At 65.7% G+C, this 23,093-nt stretch carries 26 protein-coding genes; 12 read left to right on the forward strand and 14 right to left on the reverse strand.

Features of this window, described 5'->3' with window-relative positions:
• Positions 1-7 precede the first annotated feature (7 nt).
• The 5 genes from AAFF19_RS18495 to AAFF19_RS18515 all read right to left on the reverse strand — a co-directional run bounded on the left by AAFF19_RS18495 (position 8) and on the right by AAFF19_RS18515 (position 4,000).
• Complete coding sequence (locus AAFF19_RS18495) at positions 8-1,126, reverse strand: putative zinc-binding peptidase (RefSeq protein WP_342720753.1); 1,119 nt, start codon at positions 1,124-1,126, stop codon at positions 8-10.
• 177 nt (positions 1,127-1,303) lie between these two features.
• On the reverse strand, positions 1,304-1,621 hold the full coding sequence (locus AAFF19_RS18500; protein WP_008903437.1) for a BON domain-containing protein: 318 nt from the start codon (positions 1,619-1,621) through the stop codon (positions 1,304-1,306).
• 102 nt (positions 1,622-1,723) lie between these two features.
• Positions 1,724-2,116, reverse strand: coding sequence for a hypothetical protein (locus tag AAFF19_RS18505; RefSeq protein WP_342720754.1), 393 nt, complete (start codon positions 2,114-2,116; stop codon positions 1,724-1,726).
• 51 nt (positions 2,117-2,167) lie between these two features.
• Entirely contained in the window at positions 2,168-2,332 is a 165-nt protein-coding gene (locus tag AAFF19_RS18510; RefSeq protein ID WP_008903435.1) for a DUF1328 domain-containing protein, read from the reverse strand.
• A 285-nt stretch (positions 2,333-2,617) separates the two neighbouring features.
• Positions 2,618-4,000 (reverse strand): CHASE3 domain-containing protein, encoded by a 1,383-nt coding sequence (locus AAFF19_RS18515; RefSeq protein WP_342720755.1) that lies wholly within the window; start codon positions 3,998-4,000, stop codon positions 2,618-2,620.
• Between the two features lie 124 nt (positions 4,001-4,124).
• On the opposite strand from AAFF19_RS18515, the gene AAFF19_RS18520 reads away from it, so the two are divergent.
• Complete coding sequence (locus AAFF19_RS18520) at positions 4,125-4,757, forward strand: response regulator transcription factor (RefSeq protein ID WP_008903433.1); 633 nt, start codon at positions 4,125-4,127, stop codon at positions 4,755-4,757.
• 104 nt (positions 4,758-4,861) lie between these two features.
• Here AAFF19_RS18520 and AAFF19_RS18525 read toward each other — a convergent pair whose 3' ends face one another.
• The 4 genes from AAFF19_RS18525 to gpmA form a co-directional block, all read right to left on the reverse strand.
• Positions 4,862-5,281, reverse strand: a complete 420-nt coding sequence (locus tag AAFF19_RS18525) for a response regulator (RefSeq protein ID WP_008903432.1) — start codon at positions 5,279-5,281, stop codon at positions 4,862-4,864.
• 115 nt (positions 5,282-5,396) lie between these two features.
• Complete coding sequence (locus AAFF19_RS18530) at positions 5,397-6,149, reverse strand: HesA/MoeB/ThiF family protein (protein ID WP_008903431.1); 753 nt, start codon at positions 6,147-6,149, stop codon at positions 5,397-5,399.
• A gap of 113 nt (positions 6,150-6,262) precedes the next feature.
• Positions 6,263-7,699, reverse strand: coding sequence for a S41 family peptidase (locus AAFF19_RS18535; RefSeq protein ID WP_008903430.1), 1,437 nt, complete (start codon positions 7,697-7,699; stop codon positions 6,263-6,265).
• Positions 7,700-7,822: 123 nt separating this feature from the next.
• Complete coding sequence (gpmA, locus tag AAFF19_RS18540; protein ID WP_008903429.1) at positions 7,823-8,566, reverse strand: 2,3-diphosphoglycerate-dependent phosphoglycerate mutase; 744 nt, start codon at positions 8,564-8,566, stop codon at positions 7,823-7,825.
• Between the two features lie 87 nt (positions 8,567-8,653).
• On the opposite strand from gpmA, the gene AAFF19_RS18545 reads away from it, so the two are divergent.
• From AAFF19_RS18545 to AAFF19_RS18560, 4 genes are all read left to right on the forward strand, one after another.
• The gene (locus tag AAFF19_RS18545; RefSeq protein ID WP_182118746.1) at positions 8,654-9,061 is read left to right on the forward strand and encodes a rhodanese-like domain-containing protein; all 408 of its coding nucleotides are present in this window, start codon (positions 8,654-8,656) and stop codon (positions 9,059-9,061) included.
• Between the two features lie 62 nt (positions 9,062-9,123).
• On the forward strand, positions 9,124-9,384 hold the full coding sequence (gene grxC, locus AAFF19_RS18550) for a glutaredoxin 3 (protein ID WP_063458839.1): 261 nt from the start codon (positions 9,124-9,126) through the stop codon (positions 9,382-9,384).
• A gap of 107 nt (positions 9,385-9,491) precedes the next feature.
• Positions 9,492-9,950: a protein-export chaperone SecB gene (gene secB / locus AAFF19_RS18555; protein WP_008903426.1), complete on the forward strand. Its 459-nt coding sequence runs from the start codon at positions 9,492-9,494 to the stop codon at positions 9,948-9,950.
• A gap of 60 nt (positions 9,951-10,010) precedes the next feature.
• Positions 10,011-11,024: an NAD(P)H-dependent glycerol-3-phosphate dehydrogenase gene (locus tag AAFF19_RS18560; protein ID WP_342720756.1), complete on the forward strand. Its 1,014-nt coding sequence runs from the start codon at positions 10,011-10,013 to the stop codon at positions 11,022-11,024.
• Between the two features lie 324 nt (positions 11,025-11,348).
• Here AAFF19_RS18560 and lysA read toward each other — a convergent pair whose 3' ends face one another.
• Complete coding sequence (lysA, locus tag AAFF19_RS18565) at positions 11,349-12,593, reverse strand: diaminopimelate decarboxylase (protein WP_342720757.1); 1,245 nt, start codon at positions 12,591-12,593, stop codon at positions 11,349-11,351.
• Between the two features lie 116 nt (positions 12,594-12,709).
• Between lysA and AAFF19_RS18570 the strand changes: the two genes are divergently transcribed.
• On the forward strand, positions 12,710-13,672 hold the full coding sequence (locus AAFF19_RS18570; RefSeq protein ID WP_342720758.1) for a LysR family transcriptional regulator: 963 nt from the start codon (positions 12,710-12,712) through the stop codon (positions 13,670-13,672).
• 51 nt (positions 13,673-13,723) lie between these two features.
• Here the strand turns inward: AAFF19_RS18570 and coaD are convergent, their stop codons facing one another.
• The gene (coaD, locus tag AAFF19_RS18575) at positions 13,724-14,224 is read right to left on the reverse strand and encodes a pantetheine-phosphate adenylyltransferase (protein WP_008903422.1); all 501 of its coding nucleotides are present in this window, start codon (positions 14,222-14,224) and stop codon (positions 13,724-13,726) included.
• A gap of 262 nt (positions 14,225-14,486) precedes the next feature.
• On the opposite strand from coaD, the gene AAFF19_RS18580 reads away from it, so the two are divergent.
• The 6 genes from AAFF19_RS18580 (at position 14,487) to AAFF19_RS18605 (ending at position 19,525) form a co-directional block, all read left to right on the forward strand.
• Positions 14,487-15,281, forward strand: coding sequence for a DUF3667 domain-containing protein (locus AAFF19_RS18580; RefSeq protein WP_342720759.1), 795 nt, complete (start codon positions 14,487-14,489; stop codon positions 15,279-15,281).
• Positions 15,282-15,406: 125 nt separating this feature from the next.
• Positions 15,407-16,588: a LuxR C-terminal-related transcriptional regulator gene (locus tag AAFF19_RS18585; protein ID WP_342720760.1), complete on the forward strand. Its 1,182-nt coding sequence runs from the start codon at positions 15,407-15,409 to the stop codon at positions 16,586-16,588.
• Between the two features lie 132 nt (positions 16,589-16,720).
• Entirely contained in the window at positions 16,721-18,415 is a 1,695-nt protein-coding gene (locus tag AAFF19_RS18590) for a TPM domain-containing protein (RefSeq protein WP_342720761.1), read from the forward strand.
• Positions 18,415-18,735, forward strand: coding sequence for a hypothetical protein (locus AAFF19_RS18595; protein ID WP_182118753.1), 321 nt, complete (start codon positions 18,415-18,417; stop codon positions 18,733-18,735). The genes AAFF19_RS18590 and AAFF19_RS18595 overlap by 1 nt, the downstream gene beginning before the upstream one ends.
• Positions 18,732-19,157, forward strand: a complete 426-nt coding sequence (locus tag AAFF19_RS18600; protein ID WP_182118754.1) for a lysozyme inhibitor LprI family protein — start codon at positions 18,732-18,734, stop codon at positions 19,155-19,157. Before AAFF19_RS18595 ends, AAFF19_RS18600 begins: the two co-directional genes overlap by 4 nt.
• Positions 19,154-19,525: a hypothetical protein gene (locus AAFF19_RS18605; RefSeq protein ID WP_342720762.1), complete on the forward strand. Its 372-nt coding sequence runs from the start codon at positions 19,154-19,156 to the stop codon at positions 19,523-19,525. The genes AAFF19_RS18600 and AAFF19_RS18605 overlap by 4 nt, the downstream gene beginning before the upstream one ends.
• Positions 19,526-19,583: 58 nt before the next feature.
• On the opposite strand, the gene rsmD is transcribed toward AAFF19_RS18605, so the two are convergent.
• The 3 genes from rsmD to AAFF19_RS18620 are packed head-to-tail and all read right to left on the reverse strand — an operon-like array spanning position 19,584 to position 23,083.
• Positions 19,584-20,270: a 16S rRNA (guanine(966)-N(2))-methyltransferase RsmD gene (gene rsmD / locus AAFF19_RS18610; RefSeq protein ID WP_342720763.1), complete on the reverse strand. Its 687-nt coding sequence runs from the start codon at positions 20,268-20,270 to the stop codon at positions 19,584-19,586.
• Positions 20,267-21,613: a pitrilysin family protein gene (locus AAFF19_RS18615; RefSeq protein ID WP_342720764.1), complete on the reverse strand. Its 1,347-nt coding sequence runs from the start codon at positions 21,611-21,613 to the stop codon at positions 20,267-20,269. Before AAFF19_RS18615 ends, rsmD begins: the two co-directional genes overlap by 4 nt.
• Positions 21,614-21,634: 21 nt before the next feature.
• Entirely contained in the window at positions 21,635-23,083 is a 1,449-nt protein-coding gene (locus tag AAFF19_RS18620) for a pitrilysin family protein (protein WP_342720765.1), read from the reverse strand.
• Between the last annotated feature and the right edge of the window lie 10 nt (positions 23,084-23,093).

Raw genomic sequence — 23,093 nt, forward strand, 5'->3', positions numbered from 1 at the left:
TTTAGGCTTAGTGCGTTTCCGGTGACATGGCCCTCGCACTGCCTGGCGCGGCTGCCTGGCCCTGCACCAGATCGTGCACGAACCGCAGCTTGACCATGGCACCGGACGACAGGGCGAACGGGTAGGCATCGTGCTGCCCCAGGCTGCGATTGAGGCTGTTGAGCAAGAGCGTGAGAGGCACCCACTGGCGCACCATGTCCTGAAAGTCGGGGCGGTCCGTGGCAAACGGGTCGGTCACCTGGTGGCGGGTGGCGGCATGCGGGTCGGGCACCGTCACGCTGGCCTGGTAGCTGGCCGCCGTCTCCAGCAGGTCGAGCATGTGCAGGTAGTGGGCCCAGGTCTCGGCCCAGTCCTCCCAGGGGTGCGCGGCGGCGTAGGCACTCACATGGCTTACTGCCCAGTCCCCCAGATGACCGCCCAGCGCGTAGTGCGCGTCCAGGGCGGCGGCGTAGTCCTGGCGTTCATCACCAAACACTTGCCGGAACGCCTCGGTGCGACCCCCGTCGCGCACCAGCTGGTCCCAATAGAAATGGCCGGACTCGTGGCGCAGGTGACCGATCAGCGTGCGATAAGGCTCGCCCAGGGCAATGCGGCGCCGGGCGCGTTCATCATCGTCCGCCTCCGCGATGTTGAGCGTGATCGTGCCGCTGGAGTGGCCGGTGAGGACAGAAGGTGCGCCCGGCATGTCCGCCAGAAATTCGAACACCGGTCCGGGCCGCCCCGGCAAAGGCTCCAGGCCCAGGCGCGCCAGCGTGTAAAAAAGCTGGCGCTTGGCCGCTTCGATCTGCTTCCAGCGCCCCAGGTTGGCGACGTCAGACAGGTACGGAAGCACCCGCGTCTGACGGCAGGACGCGCACAGGTCTGAAAAGTCGTTGGCGGGCACGGCGAAATTGCAGGCCTGGTAGTGCGTGTGGTTGTGGCACATGCGATAAAGCCGCCCACTGTACGCAGTGCCCCCGCGCTCGCCCATCCTGCGCCACAGCCCGGGCCCGTCCTGCGGTGCAGGCGCCAGCGCCGCCATCGTGAGCTGATCCGGCACAAAGGCCAGCGCGTTACCGCAGTGCAGGCACTGCACGCTGTCAAAAAAAACCAGATGACCGCAATGGTCGCAATTGAATACCCGCATGGTGATGAGCTTAATGCAGCGAGGCGAGTCGCAAGTTGCGCCAGCCAATGAAGACCTGCAAGCGCCAGGCTCCTCCATGAAAAAAAGGTTCCGGAGCAAGCCCCGGAACCTTTTCGATCTCACCGCGCACGGTGGTTGCCGTTGAAGGTGCCGCAACCGGCGTGCGCTCGCGCCTTATCAGGGACGCACGACGATGCTGTTGCGCACTTCACGCACGTTCTTGGTGTTGCGGGCAATGGCCTCCGCCTGGTTCTTTTCGGCCTGGGACTTGGCAAAGCCCGACAGCTGAACCGTGCCGTTCAACGTTTCCACGCTGATGGAGGTGGCGGACACCGTCTTGTCTTCAGCCATCTTGGCCTTCACGGCGGTCGTGATGCCGGCGTCATCGATGTACGAACCCGCGGTCTGCTGGTTGCGGGCCACGGAACAGCCAGTCGCCGTCACGATGGTCATGCCAGCGACGGCGGCGAAAGCGAGTGCACGTGCGTATTTCATGGTATTTCCTTTTTTCAAGATAGGTTGGGAACGCGGGTGCTGGGTAAATGCAGCCTGCCGGTCTGTTGCACCCTCCGCGACCGGCGGACTGTGGGAAATGACTTAGTAGCTGGCGCGGCGGCGGGACATCCACAGCACCAGCGTCGCCAGGGCTGCCCCCGAGGCGGCGGCGATCACCATCGACTTGCCCGGTTGTTGCGTTACGTATTGGGTGGTGGCATCGGCTGCGTGCTGCATCTGGCGGCGGGCCCGGGCGCTGGTTTCAGCGCAGTAGCCAATGCTTCGCGAAGCGAGATCCTGGGCGCGGGCGGCCAGGTCATCGATCACCGGGTCGGTCTGGCTGCGCAGGGAACGTACGCCCTCTTCAGCCTTTTCCAGCGAGTTGTTGGCGGCGGTGCGCGTGGAATGCACGGCGTCCTGGGCGGTTGCCAGCACGTCATCGGCCAGGGTTTTGGCGGTGGTGGCGACCTTGTCAGTGGCAGTTTGGATGCTCATGGGAAAACTCCTTCAAATTTGGGTGGTGGGGGTACAGGGCTGAGAAGGCGTCTAGCCTTTTTTGAGCAGACCCAGAACAAAGGTCACGACTGCCATGATGATGAACACGAAGAACAGGATCTTGGCGATGCCGACAGCACCGGCGGCAATACCGCCAAAGCCGAACAACGCCGCAATCAGCGCGATCACCAGAAACACAACTGCGTAGTGCAACATTCTTTTCTCCTGTGAGAGGCCGGTGTGCCGGCGTTGGTGGGTGGCACAGAACTTCAGCGCCTGGAGATGACTGTAGATGGGCTGCGGCGCACGGGATGCCGGTTCCCGGCGCGCGAGCGTGTCGGTGGCGCAGCGGGACCGGTGTAGGACAGGGGCCCGCGGGAAATCAGGCGCAAGAAACGGAGCGACGGACTTGCGACGTGGCAACCATGCAGCGCGCCGGGCATGGTCACGATGAAAGTGGCCGAGGTGGGCCAATGGCGGCACACGCACGCCTTTGCAGGCTCAGCTACTGGTACGCGCGCCCTGCTGCAACGGCAGCGTGGCCGACACCACCGTGCCATTGCCCGGTTGCGAGGTGATGGACAACCGCCCCCCTGCAGACTCCACCCGGTGGCGCATGCCTGACAGGCCGTGCGACGTAGGGCGCACGGAAGCGGGGTCAAATCCCTGGCCATCATCGCGCACCTGCACTGCGACATGGGTGGGGTAGCCATGCACCGACACCAGCACCTTGCTGGCCTTGGCGTATTTGCCAATGTTGGTCAGCGCCTCCTGCACCATGCGGTACACGGTGAGTTGCGTGGCATCGGGCAGTTTCACTGCTTCCAGGCTGGTCTCGACTTCGATGCCTGCGCGCTCTGCGTATTCACGCGTGAGGATTTCGATGGCCGCGGTGAGCCCCAGATTGGCCAGTGACGAGGGGCGCAGGTCTTCAATGATGCGGCGCTTGAGCGAAATGCCGCTGTTGAGGGTTTCCGTGAGGTGCTTGAGCCGCTCGGCCACCTCGGGCACGTTGGCATCAATTTTTGACTTGAGCCGCGCCACATCCAGCTTGGCCGCTGTGAGCAGCGCACCGAGCTCGTCGTGGAGTTCGCGCGCAAGATGTCCGCGCTCTTCTTCGCGCACCTGTTGCAGGTGGTTGGCCAGCTCCGAGAGCGTGGCGGTACGCATCTTCACCAGCCCTTCGAGCCGGTCGCGCTCGCGTTCAAGCAGGGCCTGTTCCCGCTGATTGACCACCTGCAGCGCCTGCGCCTGCCGCAGGTACATGTAAAACGCCAGCAGGCCGATGACAGTGACCGTGGCAATGCCGATGCGCGACAGCATCAGCGATTGCTCGATCTGCTCACGCCCCTGGCGCACGTAGGTGTCGCTGCGGGCAATGAGCTCCTTGGCGTGCTCACGGATGGCCTGCATGTGCTCCTTGCCCACATCGGTGTGGAGGATGAACTTCCAGGCGTCCTCGTTGCCCTGGCGGCGCAGGCGCAAGCTGAGCTCCATCTCCGCGAGCTTGCGTGAAATCTGCCGCGACAACAGCGCGAACTCCTGCATGTCGCGCGGTGAATCCATGAACAGCTCGCGCAACCGGTCCAGGTTGGTCTGCACGCTCGCCACCGCCTTGTCGTAGGGCTCCAGATACGTCTCGTTGCCCGTGAGCAGGTAACCCCGCTGGCCGGTCTCGGCATCCAGCATGCTCTGCAAAAGAGTGTTCACCGCACGGTGGGCGTTTTGCCCCTGGGTCATCTGTTCCACCGCGCCTTGGGATCGCATGTGTCCTGTCTCGTTGATGGCCACCAGAACCATGGCCGCCAGCAATGCCATCGGCAAGCTCAACGCCATCTTGCGCACCTTGGGTAACCAGATGCGGGTGTTTTCTTTAAGACTCATACGCGGAATTCTGGATAATGTGTGAGGAACCTGGCACAACCCTGCAACCAGGGTCAATGTGCCGACAAGCATTGCAACCTATCAACCTCAGGAGCGGTACCACCGCCCTGCGAAAGAAAGATCGATGATCAAAATTGGCATTGTGGACGACCACGCGATTGTTCGTTCGGGGCTGCGGCAGTTCCTCTCGGAGCACGTGGACCTGCGGGTGGAAGGCGAAGCCGGCAACGGGCGCGAGGCCATCGACCTGGTGCGCAACAAGGAAATCGATGTCCTGCTGATGGACCTTTCCATGCCCGGCCAGAGCGGTCTGGATGCACTGGCCATGCTGCGCGCCAAGGCGCCGGACATGGGCATCCTGATCCTGAGCGGCTACCCTGAAGAGCACTATGCGATCAACCTGATCCGCCAGGGTGCGAGCGGTTACCTGAACAAGGAATGCGAGCCGTCGGAAATTGTGGAGGCGATCCGCACGATCGCCCTCGGACGCCGCTACCTGACGCCCGCAGTGGCCGAGCTTCTGGCCCAGCAACTGAACCGCAAGGACGACGCGCCGCCGCATGAACAATTGTCGGAACGCGAGTTCCAGGTGTTCCTCAAGCTGGCCAAGGGCGAGACCGCAGGCGACATTGCCAAGGCGCTGTCGCTGAGCGTGAAAACGGTGAGCACCTACCGCACGCGGCTGATGGAGAAGATGAGCCTGTCTTCCAACAGCGACCTGACCTACTACGCTCTCAAGAACCGCCTGATTGACTGACATGGATCGATGGCCTCAGTCTGGGGTCATGGTCTGGGCAAGCTGCCAGAGCATCAAGACGGTGAGGGATGTCGCGCCAGCAGCGCGCATCCTGGAGCAGGAAATCAGGCGGACTGGCCGGCCGCTGGATGCGGGGTATTGGCGTTCATGCCATGGTTGCTGTGCTGGATGCAATACTCCACCAGCGCATCGATTTCATTGGACTTGTCAAACACGGCGTCCACACCCAGCTGGGCGCAACGCATGCGCACATCCGGGGTTGCGTAGTTGCTGAGAACCACCATCCTTTGCCCCGGCCGGCGATCGCGGCACGCTGCCAGCACACCGAGGCCACTGCCCTGCCGCAGGAACAAATCGACGATGGCAAGATCCCAGAGGTCGGTTGAGGCGGCGAGCCAGCTCTTGCCCTCGTCTTCCGTCTCGGCAAACCCAACCGCTTCCACAGACGCCAATTCTTCCAGAGTACCAATCAGGTTCTCGCGGATGGTCGCGTTGTCTTCAACAATGTAGGTTCGGAGTTTCACGGGAGAGAGGTCCAGTTTCGCTACAGGGCACGGTTGCGCTGATCGAGCCTCAACTTTAGTGCTGGCATCAGGGCGATTCTGCCAGCCACCACACGGGGTGGTTGTAGGGATATTCCTACGCAACAACACCACACACGGGGCAATGCACCGCGCGCGCCACATGCATCGTGCTCCACTCCATCGTCCTGCCATCGAGCATCAGCAGGCGTCCCGCCAGGGACGCACCGATACCTGCGATCAACTTGAGCGCCTCTGCGGCCTGCATGGCCCCCACCACCCCGACGAGGGGTGCGAACACGCCCATGGTGGAACAGCGCACCTCTTCAAATTCAGCATCCGGCGGAAAAACGCAGGCATAGCAGGGGGATGCCGCGTCGCGCGGGTCCACCACAGTGATCTGCGCATCAAAGCGGATCGCCGCGCCGGCCACGAGGGGCTTGCGATGGCGCACACAGGCTGCGTTGATGGCGTGGCGTGTGGCGTAGTTGTCGCTGCAGTCGAGCACCACGGATGCGTCCTGCACGAGCGCGTCCAGCGCGGCGCCATCTGCGCGCACCTGCAGCGCGGCGACCTTGACTTCCGGATTGATGGCCTGCATGGCAGTGGCGGCGGATGCCACCTTGGGAAGGCCCACACGGGCGGTGGTGTGGGCAATCTGGCGCTGCAGGTTGGTAAGGTCCACCACGTCGTCATCCACCAGGGTGATGCGCCCCACTCCGGCAGATGCCAGGTACAGCGCAGCAGGCGACCCGAGGCCACCCGCCCCGATGATGAGGGTGTGGGCGTCCAGCACCTTTTCCTGCCCCTCAATGCCCATCTCGTCGAGCAGGATGTGGCGTGAATAGCGCAGGAGCTGGTCGTCTGTCATGGAAGGCAATCCAAAAAATCAAAAATGGCAAGACCGCATGCAAGGCGGGGCAGCGCAAACGGCAAAGGCCGGATTTCGCTGGAAATCCGGCCTTCAGCGCAGGGAGCGAGCGCTTAATTCTCTTTCTTTTCGTCCGTGCGTTCAGTCAGTGTCTTGCTGACCAGCACGGGGCGGCCCTTGAGCTGGTTCAAGGCCTGCACCAGCTGGAAGTCCTTCTCGGAACCGAACTCTGGGATCTTGCGATCGGACGCTGGCTTTTTGGCCTCTTCCTCCAGGCGCTTGCGGGCGTCTTCGCGGGCTTTCTCACGCGCCTCATCCTTTTTCTCTTCACCCTGCCCGCTGCCCAGGTGCTTGTCCAGATCGGCCTCGCGCATGCGCAGGGCTGCAAAGATATTGCCTTCTTCCGACTCGTCAATCATCACGTCGGGCACGATGCCCTTGGCCTGGATCGACTTGCCGCTTGGCGTGTAGTAACGGGCGGTGGTCAGCTTGATGCCGGTATCCGGGCCCAAGGGGCGCACCGTTTGCACCGAGCCCTTGCCAAACGTCTGGCTGCCCATGATGGTGGCACGCTTGTGGTCCTGCAGCGCTCCGGCCACGATCTCGCTGGCCGATGCCGAGCCTTCATTCACCAGCACCACCAGCGGCACGGACTTCAGGGCCGCAGGAAGCCGGCGTAGCGGGTCGCCGCTGCCGCGGCGCTGGTAGAACTCGGGCGAGGCCTTGTAGGTGGCCTTGCTGTCCGCCAGTTGGCCGTTGGTGGAGACCACCGTCACATTGGCGGGCAGGAACGCTGCCGAGACTGCCACGGCAGCGTCCAGCAGACCACCGGGGTCGTTGCGCAGGTCCAGCACCAGGCCCTTGAGATTGGGTTCCTGCTTGTACACCTCTTCGACCTTGCGGACAAAATCGTCCACAGTGCGTTCCTGGAACTGCGAAAGGCGGATCCAGGCATAGCCAGGCTCCACCACCTTGCCCTTGACGGACTGGGTCTTGATTTCTTCGCGGGTGATGGTGACGGGGAAGGTCCGGCTCTCGTCCTTACGGAAGATGGTGAGCGTCACCTTGGTGTTGGGCTCGCCGCGCATGCGTTTGACGGCATCGTTGAGCGACAGGCCCTTGACTGCGGTCTCGTCGATCTTGGTGATCAGGTCATTGGTCTTGAGCCCGGCGCGGAAGGCAGGCGAACCCTCGATGGGCGACACGATCTTGATCAGGCCGTCTTCCTGCGTGATCTCAATGCCCACGCCCACAAAGCGGCCCGAAGTGCCCTCGCGGAATTCCTTGAAGGACTTCTTGTCGAAATACTGGGAGTGCGGATCCAGGCTGGACACCATGCCCGAGATGGCGTCGGTGATGAGCTTTTTGTCATCCACGGGCTCGACGTAATCGGTCTTGACCAGGCCGAACACGGCGGACAGTTGCTGGATTTCTTCGAGCGGCAGCGGCGACATGGCGCCACGCGCCACCGTTTGCAGTGACACCGTGGTGAGCGCACCCGCCACCACGCCTACCGACACCCATCCTGCAATCTTGAGTTTGTGGCCCATACAACACCTTTTACCGCTTCAAAACCAATATACACCTTGGAAGGGCCGCACCCGCTGCAGTTCCGCATGGATGCTCACTTTCGCGCGGAATAAGCAGGGGTTTCCCCGCTCTTTACCTGCGATTTACGCTTTGCCCTGCGACGCCACGGCGGCTGCAGCCCTGGCCGCCGCTTCCGCATCGCCCAGATAGTAGTGGCGGATGGGCTTGAGATCGGCATCAAGCTCATATACCAGCGGGATTCCGTTGGGAATGTTCAGGCCCACGATGTCGGACTCGGAGACGTTGTCCAGGTACTTCACCAGCGCGCGGATGGAGTTGCCATGCGCCGCCACCACCACGCGCTTGCCCGAGCGGATGGCGGGCGCCATGGCTTCGTTCCAGAACGGCAGAACACGGGCCACGGTGTCTTTCAGGCATTCGGTCAGCGGCACGCACCCTTCAGCCAGGCTGGTGTAACGGCGGTCGCTGCGTTCGCTGCGGGGGTCGGTGGCTTCCAGCGCCGGCGGGGGCGTGTCATAGCTGCGGCGCCACACCAGCACCTGTTCGTCGCCGTATTTCTTGGCCATGTCGGCCTTGTTCAGGCCTTGCAGGGCGCCGTAGTGGCGCTCGTTGAGGCGCCAGTCCTTGACCACGGGCAGCCAGGTGCAGTCCATTTCGTCCAGCGCGTACCACAGGGTATGGATGGCGCGCTTGAGCACGCTGGTGAATGCGAGGTCAAACTCGTAACCCTCGGCCTTGAGCAGCTTGCCGGCCGACATGGCCTGCGAGACCCCCGTGGGCGTCAGATCCACATCCGTCCAGCCGGTAAAGCGGTTTTCAAGGTTCCAGGTGGATTCGCCGTGGCGGATCAAAACGAGCTTGTACATGGTTTCCCCAGGAAATGCGGGCCAAAGAAAAATCGGACCAAACCCGGCATTCTAGAATTACGCGGTTCGCCAACCCAAGGAATCTTTGTGAAATTCATTCTCGACAACTGGTACCTGATCTTCGTGGCAGTGGCTTCCGGCAGCATGTTGCTGTGGCCCGTGCTCAAGAGCGCCAGTGGCGGCTCGCTGACACCTGCGCGTGCCGTGCAACTCATCAACCGTGAAAAGGCCGTGGTTATCGACGTGTGCGAAACCGAGGAATTTGCGGCCGGCCATGTGGGCGGCGCCAAAAACATTCCGCTGGGCCAGCTCGAAGAACGCCTGCCCGCCACCGTCAAGAACAAGGCCCTGCCCCTGGTGCTGGTGTGCGCCAGCGGTGCCCGCGCCAACCGTGCCGTCGGCATTGCCAAGAAGCTCGGCTATGACAACGCCCAGGCCATGGCCGGTGGGCTCAAGGCCTGGCGCGAAGCCAGCCTGCCGGTGGAAAAAGGCTGATTCGTCCCCATCTGCAGAAATCGCCCGCTTTTTCTGACCCGCTTTTCCCCGGAAGGACCGCCATGCAACCCGTGAAGATGTACACCACCGCCGTTTGCCCCTACTGCATTCGCGCCAAGCAGATCCTCAAGTCCAAGGGCGTGGAGCAGATTGAAGAGATCCGCATTGACACCGATCCGGCCGCGCGCAGCCACATGATGGAAATCACCGGCCGCCGCACCGTGCCGCAGATCTACATCGGCGACACCCATGTGGGTGGCCACGACGACCTGGTGGCGCTGGACAGCCGGGGCGAGCTGATGCCCCTGCTGGGCGCTGCCTGACGGCACCTTCGGGCGCTGCATAATGCAGCCCCATGTGCCCGCTGCGGGAGCTGCTCCCCGGCGGGTTTTGTTTTGCTAGCAATTCGTAAGAGCAAAGAGACTTCACCATGGCCGATCAAGAAAACCCCGTATTCCAGATCCAGCGCGTCTACCTCAAGGACATGTCGCTGGAGCAGCCCAACTCCCCCGCCATCCTGCTCGAACAGGAGCAGCCCAGCGTGGACATCCAGCTGGGCGTGGAAGCCACCCCCGTGGCCGAAGGCATCTTTGAAGTGGCCGTGACCGCCACGGTGCAGACCCGCATCAAGGACAAGACGGTGTTCCTGGTCGAAGCCAAGCAGGCCGGCATCTTCGAGATCCGCAATGTGCCCGAAGACCAGATGGGCGCCATCATGGGCATCGCCTGCCCCCAGATCGTGTACCCCTACCTGCGCGGCAACGTGGCCGACGTGATCAACCGCGCCGGCTTCCCGCCCGTGCACCTGGCTGAAATCAACTTCCAGGCCATGTTCGAGCAGCAGCAGGCCCAGGCGGCAGGCGCGCCCGCCTCCACGCTGGCGCAATAATTCCGTCGGCAATTGAGGTCTTTTTGGCCTCCAGCGCTTGATGGATAAGCGCTAACAGCTATGAAAATCATAGTACTTGGTGCCGGAGCCTGGGGCACCGCGCTCGCGATGAGCGCCGCCCAGCACCCTGCCGGCCATGCGGTGACGCTCTGGGCGCGCGATGCCGCCCAGGCGCTTGCCATGCGCACCGCGCGCCAGAACCCGCGTTACCTGCCGGGCCTGGCCTTTCCCCCTTCCCTCACCGTGGCCGATGGCGACTTTGCGGCGCTGCTGCCCGGGGCCGATCTGGTCATCGTGGCCACGCCGATGGCGGCGCTGCGCAGCATGCTCAAGGCGCTGCGCGGCTGCACTGCGCCCGTGGCATGGCTGTGCAAGGGCTTTGAGGCAGCTTCGGCCGAAAAACCTGAATCTTTTGGGCTTCTGGCGCATGAGGTACAAGCGCAGGTAGCTCCTGAACTGATAGCAGGCGTCTTCAGCGGCCCCAGCTTTGCACAGGAGGTGGCCCTGGGCCAGCCAACCGCGCTGGTGGCCGCCAGCCCCCACGCGAAGGTGCGCGATGCCCTGGTGCGCGCCTTTCACAGCCCCAGCGTGCGGGTGTATGCCAATGAGGACATCGTGGGCGTGGAAGTGGGCGGCGCGGTGAAGAACGTGCTGGCCATCGCCACCGGCCTGTGTGACGGACTGGCACTGGGGCTCAACGCCCGGGCCGCCCTGATCACCCGGGGGCTGGCCGAGATGACGCGCCTGGGTGTGGCGCTGGGGGCCCGGCCGGATACCTTCATGGGCCTTTCGGGCCTGGGGGATCTGGTGCTGACCGCGACGGGCGACCTCTCGCGCAACCGCCGCGTGGGCATGCTGCTGGCGCAGGGCCAGAGCCTGCAACAGGCGGTGCAATCACTCGGCCATGTGGCAGAAGGCGTGTACAGCGCACGCACAGTGGCGCAGCGTGCGGCGCTGTTGGACGTGGAGATGCCCATCACACGGGCGGCTGTGGCGCTGCTGGATGGGCAGATCAAGCCCGAAGCCGCAGTGGCCCTGCTGATGGGCCGCGGCCCCGCGCAGGAGTGGACATAACCTTCGAGGTTGATTCGACCTGCGGGCACCGCCCGCGCAACCCCGTAAAAAAGCCGCGCAAACCCCAAAGGGCCTGCGCGGCTTTTGCTTGGCGGGTGCCGTCGGATCAGAACACACCAAACAGCATGAGCAACAGAATCACGGACAGTGGGACGCCAAGTAGCCAGGCAATGATGGGCATGGTGATCTCCTGAAAAGGGTTGAAGGGGTTAGGTGGTTCCACTGTAGGCCCGCGCTCGTGCCGCCCGTGTGCGCCAGCGCTGCGCGTGGCCGTAGGCCCGTGCCTACCGGCTGTCGGCGCAGCGCCCGCCCCCTTCCGCCCTCTCAGAGCCCCAGTTCCAGCGCCAGCAACTCGTCCACCGTCTGGCGGCGGCGGATCAGGCGGGCCTGGCCACCATCCACCAGCACCTCGGCAATCAGGGGACGCGTGTTGTAGTTGGAGGACATGCTCGCGCCATACGCCCCGGTGTCGTGGATCACCAGCAGATCGCCCACATCGGCCGCAGGCAGGTCGCGCGGCAGCACCACGCCGCCGTCGCCCTGGGTGAACACGTCGCCGGACTCGCACAGCGGGCCCGCCACCACGCTGGCTTTTTCCGCCGCCGTGGCGCCATCGCGGCGCAGCACGCTCATGGCGTGGTAGCTGCCGTACATGGACGGGCGCATGAGTTCGTTAAAGCCGGTATCGACCAGCACAAAGTGGTTGCTGCCCGCGTTCTTGGTGGCACGCACCTGGCCCAGCAGCACACCCGATTCGGCCACCAGGAAGCGGCCGGGCTCGATCTCCAGGCCCAGCTTGTGGCCCACGATGGCCTCGGCATGCTGGCGCGCGGCGTCCCACAGGCCATGGTAATGCTGCGTGTCCACCACCGGGTCGCCACTGCGATAAGGGATGGACAGGCCGCCACCAGCCGAGATGGCGTGCAGGTCATGCCCGGCGGCATGGGCCGTGCGCACCAGGTTGACCATGGCGCCACACACTTCCTGCAGGTGGCTGTAGTCCACGCCCGAGCCGATGTGCATGTGCAGGCCCACCAGCTTCAGGCCGTGCTGCTGGATCGCATCCAGTGCGGCAGGCAGGTCGGTGTGCCAGATGCCGTGTTTGCTGTGCTCGCCACCCGTGTTGGTCTTGTTGCTGTGACCATGGCCAAAGCCGGGGTTGATGCGCAGCCACACCGCATGGCCCGGCGAACGCGCGCCCAGCTGGTGCAGCATGTCGATGGAGCCTGCGTTCACGGGCACGCCATGCTCCACCACGCAGTCGAGCGTGGCGGCGTCGAACAGGTCGGCTGTGAAGACGATCTCCGAAGGCTCGCCGCCTGCGGTGTAACCCGCCGCCAGCGCACGCAGGATCTCACCGCGCGAAACCGCATCCACCTTCACGCCCTGCTCGCGCATGAGCTTCAGGATGTGGATGTTGGAGCAGGCCTTTTGCGCAAAGCGGATGGTGTCGAAGTTGGACACCTGTGCGATGCGCTGGCGGATGGTGGCTGCGTCATACACCCACAGCGGGGTGCCAAACTGGTCGGCCAGCGCCCAGAGCTGGGCGGGGGAGAAGGGGTTGGACATACGAAGGGCTTCCAGAGGCCAGCAAGGCGGAACGAAGCGGCGATCATGCCGGTTTCGATCTATTCAGTCGAATGCTTTAATTTACATAATCCATTCAATATGGATATGCTTTGCCGATGACCGAACCGACCGACACATCCCTGGCCCACCGCATCACCCACCGCCACATCGAGGTCTTCCGCGCCGTGATGACGGCCGGTAGCGCCACGGGCGCGGCCGACCTGCTGCACAGCTCACAGCCTACCGTGAGCCGCGAGCTGGCACGGCTCGAATCGCTGCTGGGCTATGCCCTGTTCGAGCGCGTGCAAGGCCGTCTGCGGGCCAACGCGCGGGCACTGGCGCTGTGGGATGAGGTGCAGCGGTCGTGGCAGGGGCTGGAGCGCGTGGTCGACCGGGCCGTGGCGCTGGGCCGGTCCGACGCCGTGCGGCTGTCGGTGCTGTGCCTGCCCACACTGGCCCACGCGCTGCTGCCGGGCGCGGCGGCGCGGCTTATGCAGGGTCAGCCGCACGCGCGCCTGTCGGTCACGCCGCAGGAGTCGCCCCTGCTCGAAGAATGGATGAGCGCCCAGCGGTTTGACCTGGGCTTGTGCGAGCAAACCACCGCACCGCCGGGTACACGCGCCGAGGTGCTGCTGACGCTGGATGAGGTGGCGGTGCTGCCTGCGTGGCATGCGCTGGCGCGCAAGCCGGTGCTGGAGCTGGCAGATTTCGCCAATGAGCAGTTTGTGAGCCTGTCAGCAGACGACCCCTACCGCCGCCTCATCGACGCGCGCTTTGCCGAAGCGGTTGTGTCGCGCACCTTGCGGGTGGAGACCCACAGCGCGGCCGCCGTGTGCGCCATGGTGGAACACGGCCTGGGCATTGCCATCGTCAACCCCGTGACGGCCCTGGCCGCGGCAGGCGACAGGCTGGTGCTGCGGCGCCTGGCGTTTTCGATCCCGTTCAGCGTGACGGCACTGCTGCCGCTGTACCGCCCGCCCCTGCCCGAGGTGGAGCCGATGCTGGACGCCTTGCGCGCACAGGCCGCACTCGTGGTGGCACAGGTGGCGGCGCTGCCACCCCATAAGCTATCTATTTAATAGCTGTCAGCGCTTTACCAGCAAGCGCTATAGCCGTTTTGATTCAAATTTTCAGGCTGGCGACAGGCTGCGCACCTTGACGGCGAGCCGCTGTTCGACCGAGGGCGACACGAACTTGGTGACCTCACCACCCAGCACCGCGATCTCGCGCACAAAGGTGCTGCTGATGAACTGGTACTTGTCGCTGGGCGTGAGGAACACGGTCTCCACCTGCGGCATGAGGCTGCGGTTCATGCCTGCCAGTTGGAACTCGTAGTCAAAGTCGGTCACCGCACGCAGTCCGCGCACCATGGCCTTGCCGCCGCGTGACACCACAAAGTCGCGCAACAGGCCCGAGAAGCTTTCCACCTGCACCTGGGGGTAGTCCTTGACCGCTTCGCGCACCATCTCGATGCGCTCTTCCAGAGAGAACAGGGTCTTCTTGTGGTGCCCCGCTGCCACAGCCACGATCACACGTTCAAACAGCTGGGTGGCCCTGCGCACCACGTCTTCATGGCCCAGTGTGATGGGGTCAAAGGTTCCGGGGTACACGGCGAGCACGTTCTGGGCCATGGCTGGTTGTCTCCTGTCTGGCTGTATGGACGTTGGCCCGGGGCCTTGGGAACACGTTCTCAAGGACTTGCCGGGCCGCGTGCGCGCATTATGCGTGCAGTGCAGCATGCCCGAGCCGTGGAGGCCGGGGCAGCAGGCCACCCCGGCCTGCGGGTGGACGCGGTGCCCATGTCCGCCTCGTTCACCTGAACGATGGCGGACGCCGGGTTAGGGCCTACGATCCGCAGCCCATCCCCGTACGGCCCGCACCTTGCCTTGTACCTTGACCCCGCCCCGGCCCACGCCCCCCTGTGTCAGTGACGCGCTGTTCGACACCCACGCCTGCCTGAACTGCGACGCCCCGCTCACCGGCCCGTATTGCGCCCAGTGCGGCCAGAAAAAAGCCGCGCGCATGGGCGGCAGCACCGTGCGCAAGGAGGCGTGGGAGCGGTTTCGCTGGTTTGACTGGAACACCATCCGCAACGCACTGCGCGTGCTGCCCCAGCCGGGCACGATGGCGCGCGAATACGTACTGGGCCGCCGCAAGGACCACCCGCACCCGCTCACGCTGCTGTTTCTGGCCATCGGCTTTCTGCTGATCGTGCTGGGCCACACCGAGTATTTGCGGCCTGCGCTGCCCAGCGAAGAGGCGCAGCGCATGTACGCCCTGGTCGCCGGATATTCCAAGTGGTCGTTCTCGCTGGGCGCGGTGGCGGCCTTTACCAGCATGTGGCTGGTGTTCCGCCGGTGGGGCTGGAACGTGGCCGAGCTGCTGGCCCTGGCGCTGTACTGCCAGGCGGTGTTCATTGCGCTGCAGATGGTCAACCAGCTGCCGCTGGTGCTGGCGCCGTCGCCCGGGCTGGTCAAGTGGCACAAGGCCTGGTCGCCCTGGTACATGACGGCGCTGCAGACGCTGATGCTCATGGTGGCGCTGCGGCAGTTTTTGGTGCTGGACTGGCGGCGCGATGGCTGGCGGCTGCTGCTGGCCGGTGCGCTGTTCGCGGCGCTCAAGTGGCAGGCTACCCAGCTCTATGCCCGCGCAGTGGTCGAACTCGTGCTGTGGCAAATGGGCGCATGAAAACCGTGAACAAGTTCATGAAAACCCGTCGGCGAGCCACCGCATCCTCCACCTGAATGATGTTGCGCCGCGGGTATCGCCCCTACCATCCGGCGCAGTGCATGCAACCTGATGAGGAGCAACCCTTGAGCAGTGAAGACCGGCACCCGCAGACCGCGGGAATACCGGGTTTCGAGACCCTGATGGCCGAAAGCCTGGAGGCACTGGGCGAGCCCGGTATGGTGGAGCGCCTGCTGCACCGCGTGGGCGAATCGCTGGGCAGCCACAAGGTGGTGCTGTTTTGCCCCCTGCCCGGCTCAGACGACCCGCTGACCGCCTACCAATGGGGCATGCCCGATGATTTTCTGGCGCGCTATGCAAACCTGATTCAGGGCAGCGATGCGTGGAGCGAAGCGCTCGCGCGCCAGCAGGGTGAGGCGCTGGCACGCGGCGGCTCGCTGAGCCAGCAGCTCGTCAGCACCCCAGCCCTGCGCCGTGGCGCGTTCTATGCCGACTACCTCAAGCCCCTGGGCATCGATGCCATGGTCAACAGCATCGTGGAGGCCTCGCCCGAGGTGGGCATGCACGTGCTGGCGACGTACAACGACCTGGGCCAGAACGATTTCACGCCCGAGCAATTTGCCCGGCTGCGCGCCGTGACGCCCTGGGTGCGCAGCCTCATGCGCGCCCAGCGCCGCCTGCAGCAGGCCCGCCGGCACAGCAATGCGCTCGAGCGCACGCTGGACCAGCTGCCACTGGGGCTGATGCATGTGAACCAGCGTGGCGAGGTGCGCTACCTGAACGAACACGCCCGTGCCTGGCTGGGGGTGGAGGACGAATGCCGCATCCTGCTGCGCAACGCCACAGGCTGGCAGGCGCGCCAGCCCCTGCAGCTGGCGCAGATCCACCCCGGGCTGACGCCACTGCTCACCGTCAGCCTGAGCACACGCTCGCCCGTCTCGGCCCGGCTGCAGACCCAGCACGAAACCGCGCCGGGGACGCTGGTGGCCCTGGCCGCGCCGCTGCGCAATAGCCCGGGGCCCGCCGCCGAGCCGCTGGCCCAGTTCATCCTGGTGCCCGAGGCGCCGCCCCACGCGGGCGCCACGGTGTCGGTATGCAGCGCGCTCTATGGACTGACGCCTGCCGAAGCCGCACTGCTGCCCCTGCTGCTGCAGGGCATGACCCCGCGCGAAATGGCCGACAACCGGCACGTGAAGATGCCCACCGTGCGCTCCCAGCTGGCCAGCCTGTACGCCAAGACCGGCACACGCGGCCAGGCCGAACTGGCCCAGCGCGTGCTGCGCGTGGCGGCACTGGTGGCGGCATGAAACACGCCCCTGAGTCGCCTTCGGCGCCTTCCCCCCGCTCTCGCCCGGGGCGTGCCCGTATCGACGCCCCTGGGCGATGCACGGCGCAGAAGCCCACTGAATTCACCGATCCAACCTGAGGAACCTGCACCCATGAAACACCGCAATGTTCGCCCTGTCGCCTTCGCCTGCGCCACCATGCTGGGCCTGGCCGTGGGCGGCCTGGCCATGGCGCAAAAAACCGCCGCCATAGCCAAGCCCAGCAAGGCCCAGCTGGCGGCCGAGCTGGCCGCCACCCTGCAGGCCTGCTCGTACGACGGAAGCCCGCTGGCCTTCTCGCCACCCGACCTGTCCAAGGGCGGCGGCACCGGCAAACAGGTGGTGGCCGAGATCATGAAATACACCGGCCTGCCGGCCAACTTTGTGGTGGTGGAGGGCAAGGTGCCCAACGCGGCGGCGGTGATCATGCAGGGGCCTGACAAGGTGCCGCGCCGCGTGATTGCCTACAACCCCGGCTTCATGGGCGAAGTGATCCAGGCCACCAAATCCAACAACTGGGCGCCCGTGAGCATCATGGCCCACGAGATCGGGCACCACCTATCGGGCCACACCATCGTGCCCGGCGGCAGCCAGCCGCCCATCGAGCTGGAGTCGGACAAGTTCAGCGGCTTTGTGCTCTACAAGATGGGCGCGCCGCTGGCCGATGCCCAGCGCGCCATTGCCACGCTGATCCCCGAGAAGGACGGCGAAACCCACCCGGGCCGCAAGAAGCGCCTGGCCGCCATTGCCAGCGGGTGGACAGAAGCCTGCGAGCTGCAAGGCGGCGGAGCTGCCTGCCAGGGCGGCAAGCCGGTCATCGTGGCACAGGCACAGGGACAGGCACCTGCACCTGTACCTTCCGCGACCCCGGCCACTCCGGCAGCCCAGCCCGCGCCAGCCCAGGCCCCGACCATCACCGCAGCACCCATGCCGGCAGCGGCCCCCGCCAGCGTGGCGCAGGTGCTGCCCAAAGCCGACGCCAACGCCCTGCCCTCCAAAGGCGGTCAGTTCATCTACGACGAATTCGGCATCCTCGACCCCGCAATTCGCGCACAGTTCGAGGCGCAGATGCGCGAGCACGCGGAAAAAACCGGCGTCGAGATCGTCACCCTGCTGGTCAAGGACCTGGGCGGCAAGTCCGCCGAGGATTACGCGCACGCCATGATGCGCCAGCTGCGCGTGGGCAAGCTCGATGTGGGCAACGGCGCCGTGCTGGTGGCCGCGCCTGAGCAGGGCCAGGCCGCCGCCGTACTGGGTGCGGGCGTGGCACTGGAGATGGGCAGCCACGACAAAGCCGGCCAGCTGGACCGCTGGATCAAGACCGCCTGGCCCCTGTGCAAAAAGAAGCACGCTTGCGGCAACTGGACCGAAAATCTGATGCTCGCAGCCGACCACATCCGCCGTGATACACGCCATGCCGACTGGACCATTGCCTTCAATTCGCTGGGCGACCTGCACAAGGCAGATGCGGCGGAAAGCGGCCAGCGCGTCAAACCACAGGACAGCAAGACCTGGCACAAGATCACCCGGCTGTCCGGCACGGTGGAAAACCTGAGCCCACCCACCGGCATCAAGAGCGCCTATGTGAACGAATCCAAGATCAAGAACGGCAAAAAGGCCGTGCTCATGCGAAGCAGCGAGGGCCTGACCACCATGCTGTACGTCGATCCACGCACCGAGGCGCTGATGCCCGGCGGCAAGCTGGAGCAGGGCAAGACCTACTCCGTCATCGCGCGTTCAGACTTTCTGTCGTGGAATCCCCGGGACACGCAGTCCCTGGACCTCTTGAGCTACGTGGCGGCGGAGTGATGACGGGCCCGAACCTGAGCATGGCGCTGGCTGGCGCTGCCAATCTGGTGCCGGCGCTGCTGGGGATGTTGACCGCCCTGCTGGGCAGCAACGGGCTGGACTCCGCGCGTGGCGGGCGCCTGCTGGGCGCGCTGGCGCTGGTGCTGATGCTCGGCTGGGTGGCCAGCCTTTTCCTTGCCCGACACCTTGCCCATGGAGCCCTTGCGCGCGGCTGGTCCAACGTCGCCAGCGTGGCCGCTGCAGGCGGCGGCGCAGTGGCAGCCTACCTGGCGCTGGCCACGGTGGCCACGTTCGTCGCACTGCTGTGGGTGGGCGCATGAAGCCCGGCCCGTGCATTCTCATCGCCTGCGCCCTGCTCGCCCCGGTTGCACAGGGCGCAGAACATTTTTGCGGGCAGAAGAACCCCCACCCTATCGACCAGACCTTGGCCCAGGCCGCCGGGCGCAGCGGCGGCGTGACGGTGGACCTGGCCGACGCACAAAGCGCTGCCTGGGCCGCGTGGGACAAGGAGCTCAACCGCCTCTATGTCCAACTGCAGAAAAAGGCGGGCCCCGAGCGCCGCGACACGCTGCGTGCCGCACAACGCGCCTGGCTGGCCTACGACCAGGCCCAGGGCCACTGGGACGCTGCGGTGTATGCCGACCAGGGCACATCGGCCGCGCTGAACATCGGGGGTGCCTCGCTGGAGCGCCGACGCGCGCGGGTGTGCGATTTGCTGAACGCGCTGGAGGGCCTGGAATGACGCTGCGACGCAGCCTGCTAGCCCTGGCAGGCGTCTTGATGACACTGCGCGCCCACGCCGCCCATGAAATCCGCCTGCGCATCCGCAATGCCAGCGACCAGCACTTCGAACACGCATGGCAGGGCTGGCCCCAGCGCGGGACCGGTGTGGACCTGGGGCCGCTGGCCCCCGGCGCAACCAGCCGATGGCACGGCCTGCCAGCCGTGCTGCCGCACTACCGCAAGACACGCGTGCAACTGCCACGGCGCCAGGTCGTCGGTACGCTGCTGGAAGGCGCGCTGATGCCCGGCAGCTACACCCTGGTGTGCACGCTGGAAGGGGGCGGGCTGCGTGTGGTGGCTGTGCGCGAGCCCGTGCCTGGCGAATGAGGGATGTGAGAAAAATCGCGTCGGGCCGCAGTGCCATGCAAGCGACGGCACGCGGCGGTCAGGCGCGCCGCAGCAGGTGCGCGTGCACGGCACCGGCCTTGAGGTGGCGGTGCAGCGCCATGCCAACCTCGGCCAGTTCGTCGGCTGAAAAGGCGCGGGGCGCTTCCAGGTAGACAAAGCCCTCGGCGGCCACGGCTTTGGCGGCGGCCTGCAGGGCTGGCATGAACAGGTCGCTGTCAAACGGCGGGTCCAGCAGCACCAGGTCGATGCTGGCGGGTGCGGCCTGCTTCAGCGCGGTCAGGCCGTCGCCGCGCTGCACGCGCACTGCGGTGGCCGAAAGGCGCTGCTGCAGGGTGTGCAGCTGGGCCACCAGGCCAGCATCGCTTTCCACCAGCTGCACGGCGGCCGCGCCCCGCGAGGCGGCTTCGAGCCCCAACGCGCCCGTGCCCGCAAAGGCGTCGAGGCAGCGCCAGCCACTCAGGTCCTGGCCCAGCCAGTTGAACAGGGTTTCGCGCACGCGGTCGGGCGTGGGCCGCAGGCCCGGGCGCTGGGCCACAGGCAGGCGGGTGCGCTTCCATTGCCCGCCAATGATGCGGATTTCGCCCGCGCCCTTGGGCGCCGCTTCGGCGGCCTTGTCCTTGGGCCCGCCCTTTTTGCCGACGGCAACCGGCGGGGTGGCCGCTGCGGCCTGGGCTTTGCGGATCTCGGCGTTGATGGCGGTGGTTTTCAGGGTCGAGCGGCTCATGGCTTGCCCCCCACCACCACGGTCACCATGCGTTCGGGTTGCAGCTTGCGCGCCATGGCGGCACGCACATCGGCCACCGTGAGGGCCTCCACCTTCTTGGTCCACTGGTCCAGGTAGTCCAGCGGCAGCTCGTTCCAGGCGATGTTGGCCACGTTGCCCAGAAGCTTCTTGTTGCTGTCGATGCGCAGCGCAAAGCCGCCGATGAGGTTGTCCTTGGCGGCGCGCAGCTCGGCCTCTGTGGGGCCTTCCGCCACGTAGCGCGCGATCACGTCGCGCGACACCTGCACCGCCTCTCGCGCCTGGTCTGGCCGCGTCTGCAGGCCCACGGTGAAGGCACCGGCATGCAGGCCCGCCGCAAAGTAGCTGTACACGCTATAGCTCAGGCCACGCTTTTCGCGCACTTCGTTCGTCAGGCGCGAGACAAACCCGCCGCCGCCCAGGATGTGGTTGCCCACCAGCAGCGCGAGGAAGTCCGGGTCCTTGCGCTGAAAACCGGGCTGGCCGATGAGCACATGGGCCTGGGCGGACGCGAAGGAAATGTTCTGCTCCAACGGTGCCGCGAGGGTGTCGATTTCACCCACAGGCGGCAGGGGTGCGCAGCCCGATCTGGCTGGCAGACGTGACAGCAGTGTGGCCACCAGCGTCTGTGCCTGAGCGCGCGTGACGGCCCCGACGATGCTGACCTTGGCGCGGCAGGCCGCAATGTGCTGCGCGTGAAACGCCTGCATGTCGGCCACGCTGATGCGCGCCAGGGTCTCCCCGGTGGTGCGCACACCGTAGGGGTGGCTGCCGTACACGGCCGAGCCGAACGCATGGGCGGCCACCGTGGCCGGGCGGGTGAGGGACTCCTTGATGCTGGCGCCCCAGCGCGCGCGGTCGCGCTCCCACACGTCGGCGGGCCAGCCCGGCTCACCGATCTGGCGCGCAGCCAGGCGGGCGGCCTTGTCGAGCAGCGCCGGGTCGGTGAGCGAGCGCAGCGCGTAGTGCAGCGCGTCGTTGTCGGCACCCGCGTCAAAGCTGGCGCCCAGATCGGCCCAGGCCTCGCCCAGCGCGTTCTCGTCCAGCGCCGGTTCGCTGCCCGCCGCCTTCACGCCCTTGCTGGCCATCGACGCCACGGCGCTGGCCAGGCCCGACTGGCCTGCCGGGTCGCGGCGGCTGCCGGCATCAAAGTCGATCTGCACGTCCACCATGGGGATGACCGGGCTTTCGACCAGATACACCTTGGCGCCGCTGGGCTCCACCCAGTGCTGGATGGGCAGCAGCGCCCAGGCAGAATTTGAATAAAAAACGGCTCCAGCGCTTATCAGTAAAGCGCGAGCAGCTATGTTTTTAATAGTAATCATGAAAAGAGGCGCAAAGCGGGTTCAGTGGCGGGATGCGCCGGGTGCGGGCTGGGCGCGCGGACGGGGGGCATCCAGCGGCTGCGGCAGAAGGGTGGCCACGGTGAGCTGGTCGTCACCAAAATATCTGGCAGCCACGGCCTGCACCTGGGCGGGCGTCACGGTGCGCAGCAGCGCCAGCAGGCGTTCGTTGGCGTCCAGCGGAAAGCCCTGCACCCAGTTGCTGCCCAGCTCTTGCGCCTGGCTCATGACCGAGTCGCGTTCGTACACGGTGGAGGCGATCCACTGCGTCTTGACGCGCTCGAGTTCGGCCTCGCTCACGCCGCCCTGGGCCACGCGGGTCACTTCGGCGCGCAGGGCGTCTTCCACCTGCTGGGCCGTCTTGCCCGCCGCAGGCACCCCGCTCAGCATGAACAGGCTGGGCCCCCGGCCCGTCACCATCGCGCCACTGCTGGCACTGTCGGCCACGCGGTTTTCGCCCTGGGTGAGCGCACGGTCAAGCCGCGCACCGTCGTAGCCGCTGAACACGGCCGACAGCACCATGAGCGCCAGCGCGTCGCGGTCGTCGTCGGTGAGGTTCTGCACGCGGTTCAGGCTGGGCGCACGGAACGCCAGCGCCACATAGGCCTGCTCGGCAGGGGCCTTGACGGCAATGCGCCGCAGGCCCTGCTGGGCGGGTTCGGCGCGGGGCTTGCGCTCGGGCAGCGCGTGGGCGGGCAGGCTGCCGTAATACTTCTCGGCCAGTGCGCGGACCTGGGCCACGTCCACATCGCCCGCCACCACCACGGCGGCGTTGGTGGGCGTGTACCACTGGCGGTAGAAGGCGCGCACGTCTTCGGGCGTCATGGCGTCCAGGTCGCTCATCCAGCCCACGATGGGGCGGCGGTACGGCGAGGCAATGAACGTGGTGGCAAAGAGCTGCTCGGCCAGCATGGCGCGGGGCTGGTCTTCGGTGCGCAGGCGGCGCTCTTCCTTGACGACCTCGATCTCTTTCCTGAACTCTTCATCCGGCCAGTGGTTGTGGGCAAACCGGTCGGATTCGAGCTTCATCACGTCTTCGAGCCGGTTCGATGGAATCTGCTGGTAGTAGCCCGTGTAATCACGGCTGGTGAACGCGTTTTCGCGCCCGCCCAGGGCGGCCACGCGGCGCGAGAACTCGCCCGGCGGCAGCGTCCTGGTGCCCTTGAACAGCATGTGCTCGAGCACATGGGCCACGCCGGTGGTGCCGTCCACCTCGTCCATGGAGCCCACGCGCAACCAAACCATGTGCACCGCGGTGGGCGCACGCCGGTCGGGCTGCACGATGAGCTGCATGCCGTTCTTGAGCGTGAACTGCTGGGCGCCGGAGGCCGTGGCAGACGGCGCGGACTCAGAAGGCGTCGCAGGGGGTTGGGAAGCGGGAGGCGTTGCCGAAAAGGCAGCCCCACATGTGAGGCAGGCCAGCAGGCCCAGGAGGGTGACAGCGCGTTTCATAGAATGGCTG

The sequence above is a fragment of the Acidovorax sp. FHTAMBA genome, assembly GCF_038958875.1.
In the GTDB taxonomy this organism is placed as follows: Bacteria; Pseudomonadota; Gammaproteobacteria; order Burkholderiales; family Burkholderiaceae_C; genus Acidovorax.

Coding starts and splice junctions, on each gene's coding strand:
- AAFF19_RS18495 (WP_342720753.1), bottom strand. CDS start 1,126: ATGCGGGTATTCAATTGCGACCATTGCGGTCATCTGGTTTTTTTTGAC.
- AAFF19_RS18500 (WP_008903437.1), bottom strand. CDS start 1,621: ATGAAATACGCACGTGCACTCGCTTTCGCCGCCGTCGCTGGCATGACC.
- AAFF19_RS18505 (WP_342720754.1), bottom strand. CDS start 2,116: ATGAGCATCCAAACTGCCACTGACAAGGTCGCCACCACCGCCAAAACC.
- AAFF19_RS18510 (WP_008903435.1), bottom strand. CDS start 2,332: ATGTTGCACTACGCAGTTGTGTTTCTGGTGATCGCGCTGATTGCGGCG.
- AAFF19_RS18515 (WP_342720755.1), bottom strand. CDS start 4,000: ATGAGTCTTAAAGAAAACACCCGCATCTGGTTACCCAAGGTGCGCAAG.
- AAFF19_RS18520 (WP_008903433.1), top strand. CDS start 4,125: ATGATCAAAATTGGCATTGTGGACGACCACGCGATTGTTCGTTCGGGG.
- AAFF19_RS18530 (WP_008903431.1), bottom strand. CDS start 6,149: ATGACAGACGACCAGCTCCTGCGCTATTCACGCCACATCCTGCTCGAC.
- AAFF19_RS18535 (WP_008903430.1), bottom strand. CDS start 7,699: ATGGGCCACAAACTCAAGATTGCAGGATGGGTGTCGGTAGGCGTGGTG.
- gpmA (WP_008903429.1), bottom strand. CDS start 8,566: ATGTACAAGCTCGTTTTGATCCGCCACGGCGAATCCACCTGGAACCTT.
- grxC (WP_063458839.1), top strand. CDS start 9,124: ATGCAACCCGTGAAGATGTACACCACCGCCGTTTGCCCCTACTGCATT.
- secB (WP_008903426.1), top strand. CDS start 9,492: ATGGCCGATCAAGAAAACCCCGTATTCCAGATCCAGCGCGTCTACCTC.
- AAFF19_RS18560 (WP_342720756.1), top strand. CDS start 10,011: ATGAAAATCATAGTACTTGGTGCCGGAGCCTGGGGCACCGCGCTCGCG.
- lysA (WP_342720757.1), bottom strand. CDS start 12,593: ATGTCCAACCCCTTCTCCCCCGCCCAGCTCTGGGCGCTGGCCGACCAG.
- AAFF19_RS18570 (WP_342720758.1), top strand. CDS start 12,710: ATGACCGAACCGACCGACACATCCCTGGCCCACCGCATCACCCACCGC.
- coaD (WP_008903422.1), bottom strand. CDS start 14,224: ATGGCCCAGAACGTGCTCGCCGTGTACCCCGGAACCTTTGACCCCATC.
- AAFF19_RS18590 (WP_342720761.1), top strand. CDS start 16,721: ATGAAACACCGCAATGTTCGCCCTGTCGCCTTCGCCTGCGCCACCATG.
- AAFF19_RS18595 (WP_182118753.1), top strand. CDS start 18,415: ATGACGGGCCCGAACCTGAGCATGGCGCTGGCTGGCGCTGCCAATCTG.
- AAFF19_RS18600 (WP_182118754.1), top strand. CDS start 18,732: ATGAAGCCCGGCCCGTGCATTCTCATCGCCTGCGCCCTGCTCGCCCCG.
- AAFF19_RS18605 (WP_342720762.1), top strand. CDS start 19,154: ATGACGCTGCGACGCAGCCTGCTAGCCCTGGCAGGCGTCTTGATGACA.
- rsmD (WP_342720763.1), bottom strand. CDS start 20,270: ATGAGCCGCTCGACCCTGAAAACCACCGCCATCAACGCCGAGATCCGC.
- AAFF19_RS18615 (WP_342720764.1), bottom strand. CDS start 21,613: ATGATTACTATTAAAAACATAGCTGCTCGCGCTTTACTGATAAGCGCT.
- AAFF19_RS18620 (WP_342720765.1), bottom strand. CDS start 23,083: ATGAAACGCGCTGTCACCCTCCTGGGCCTGCTGGCCTGCCTCACATGT.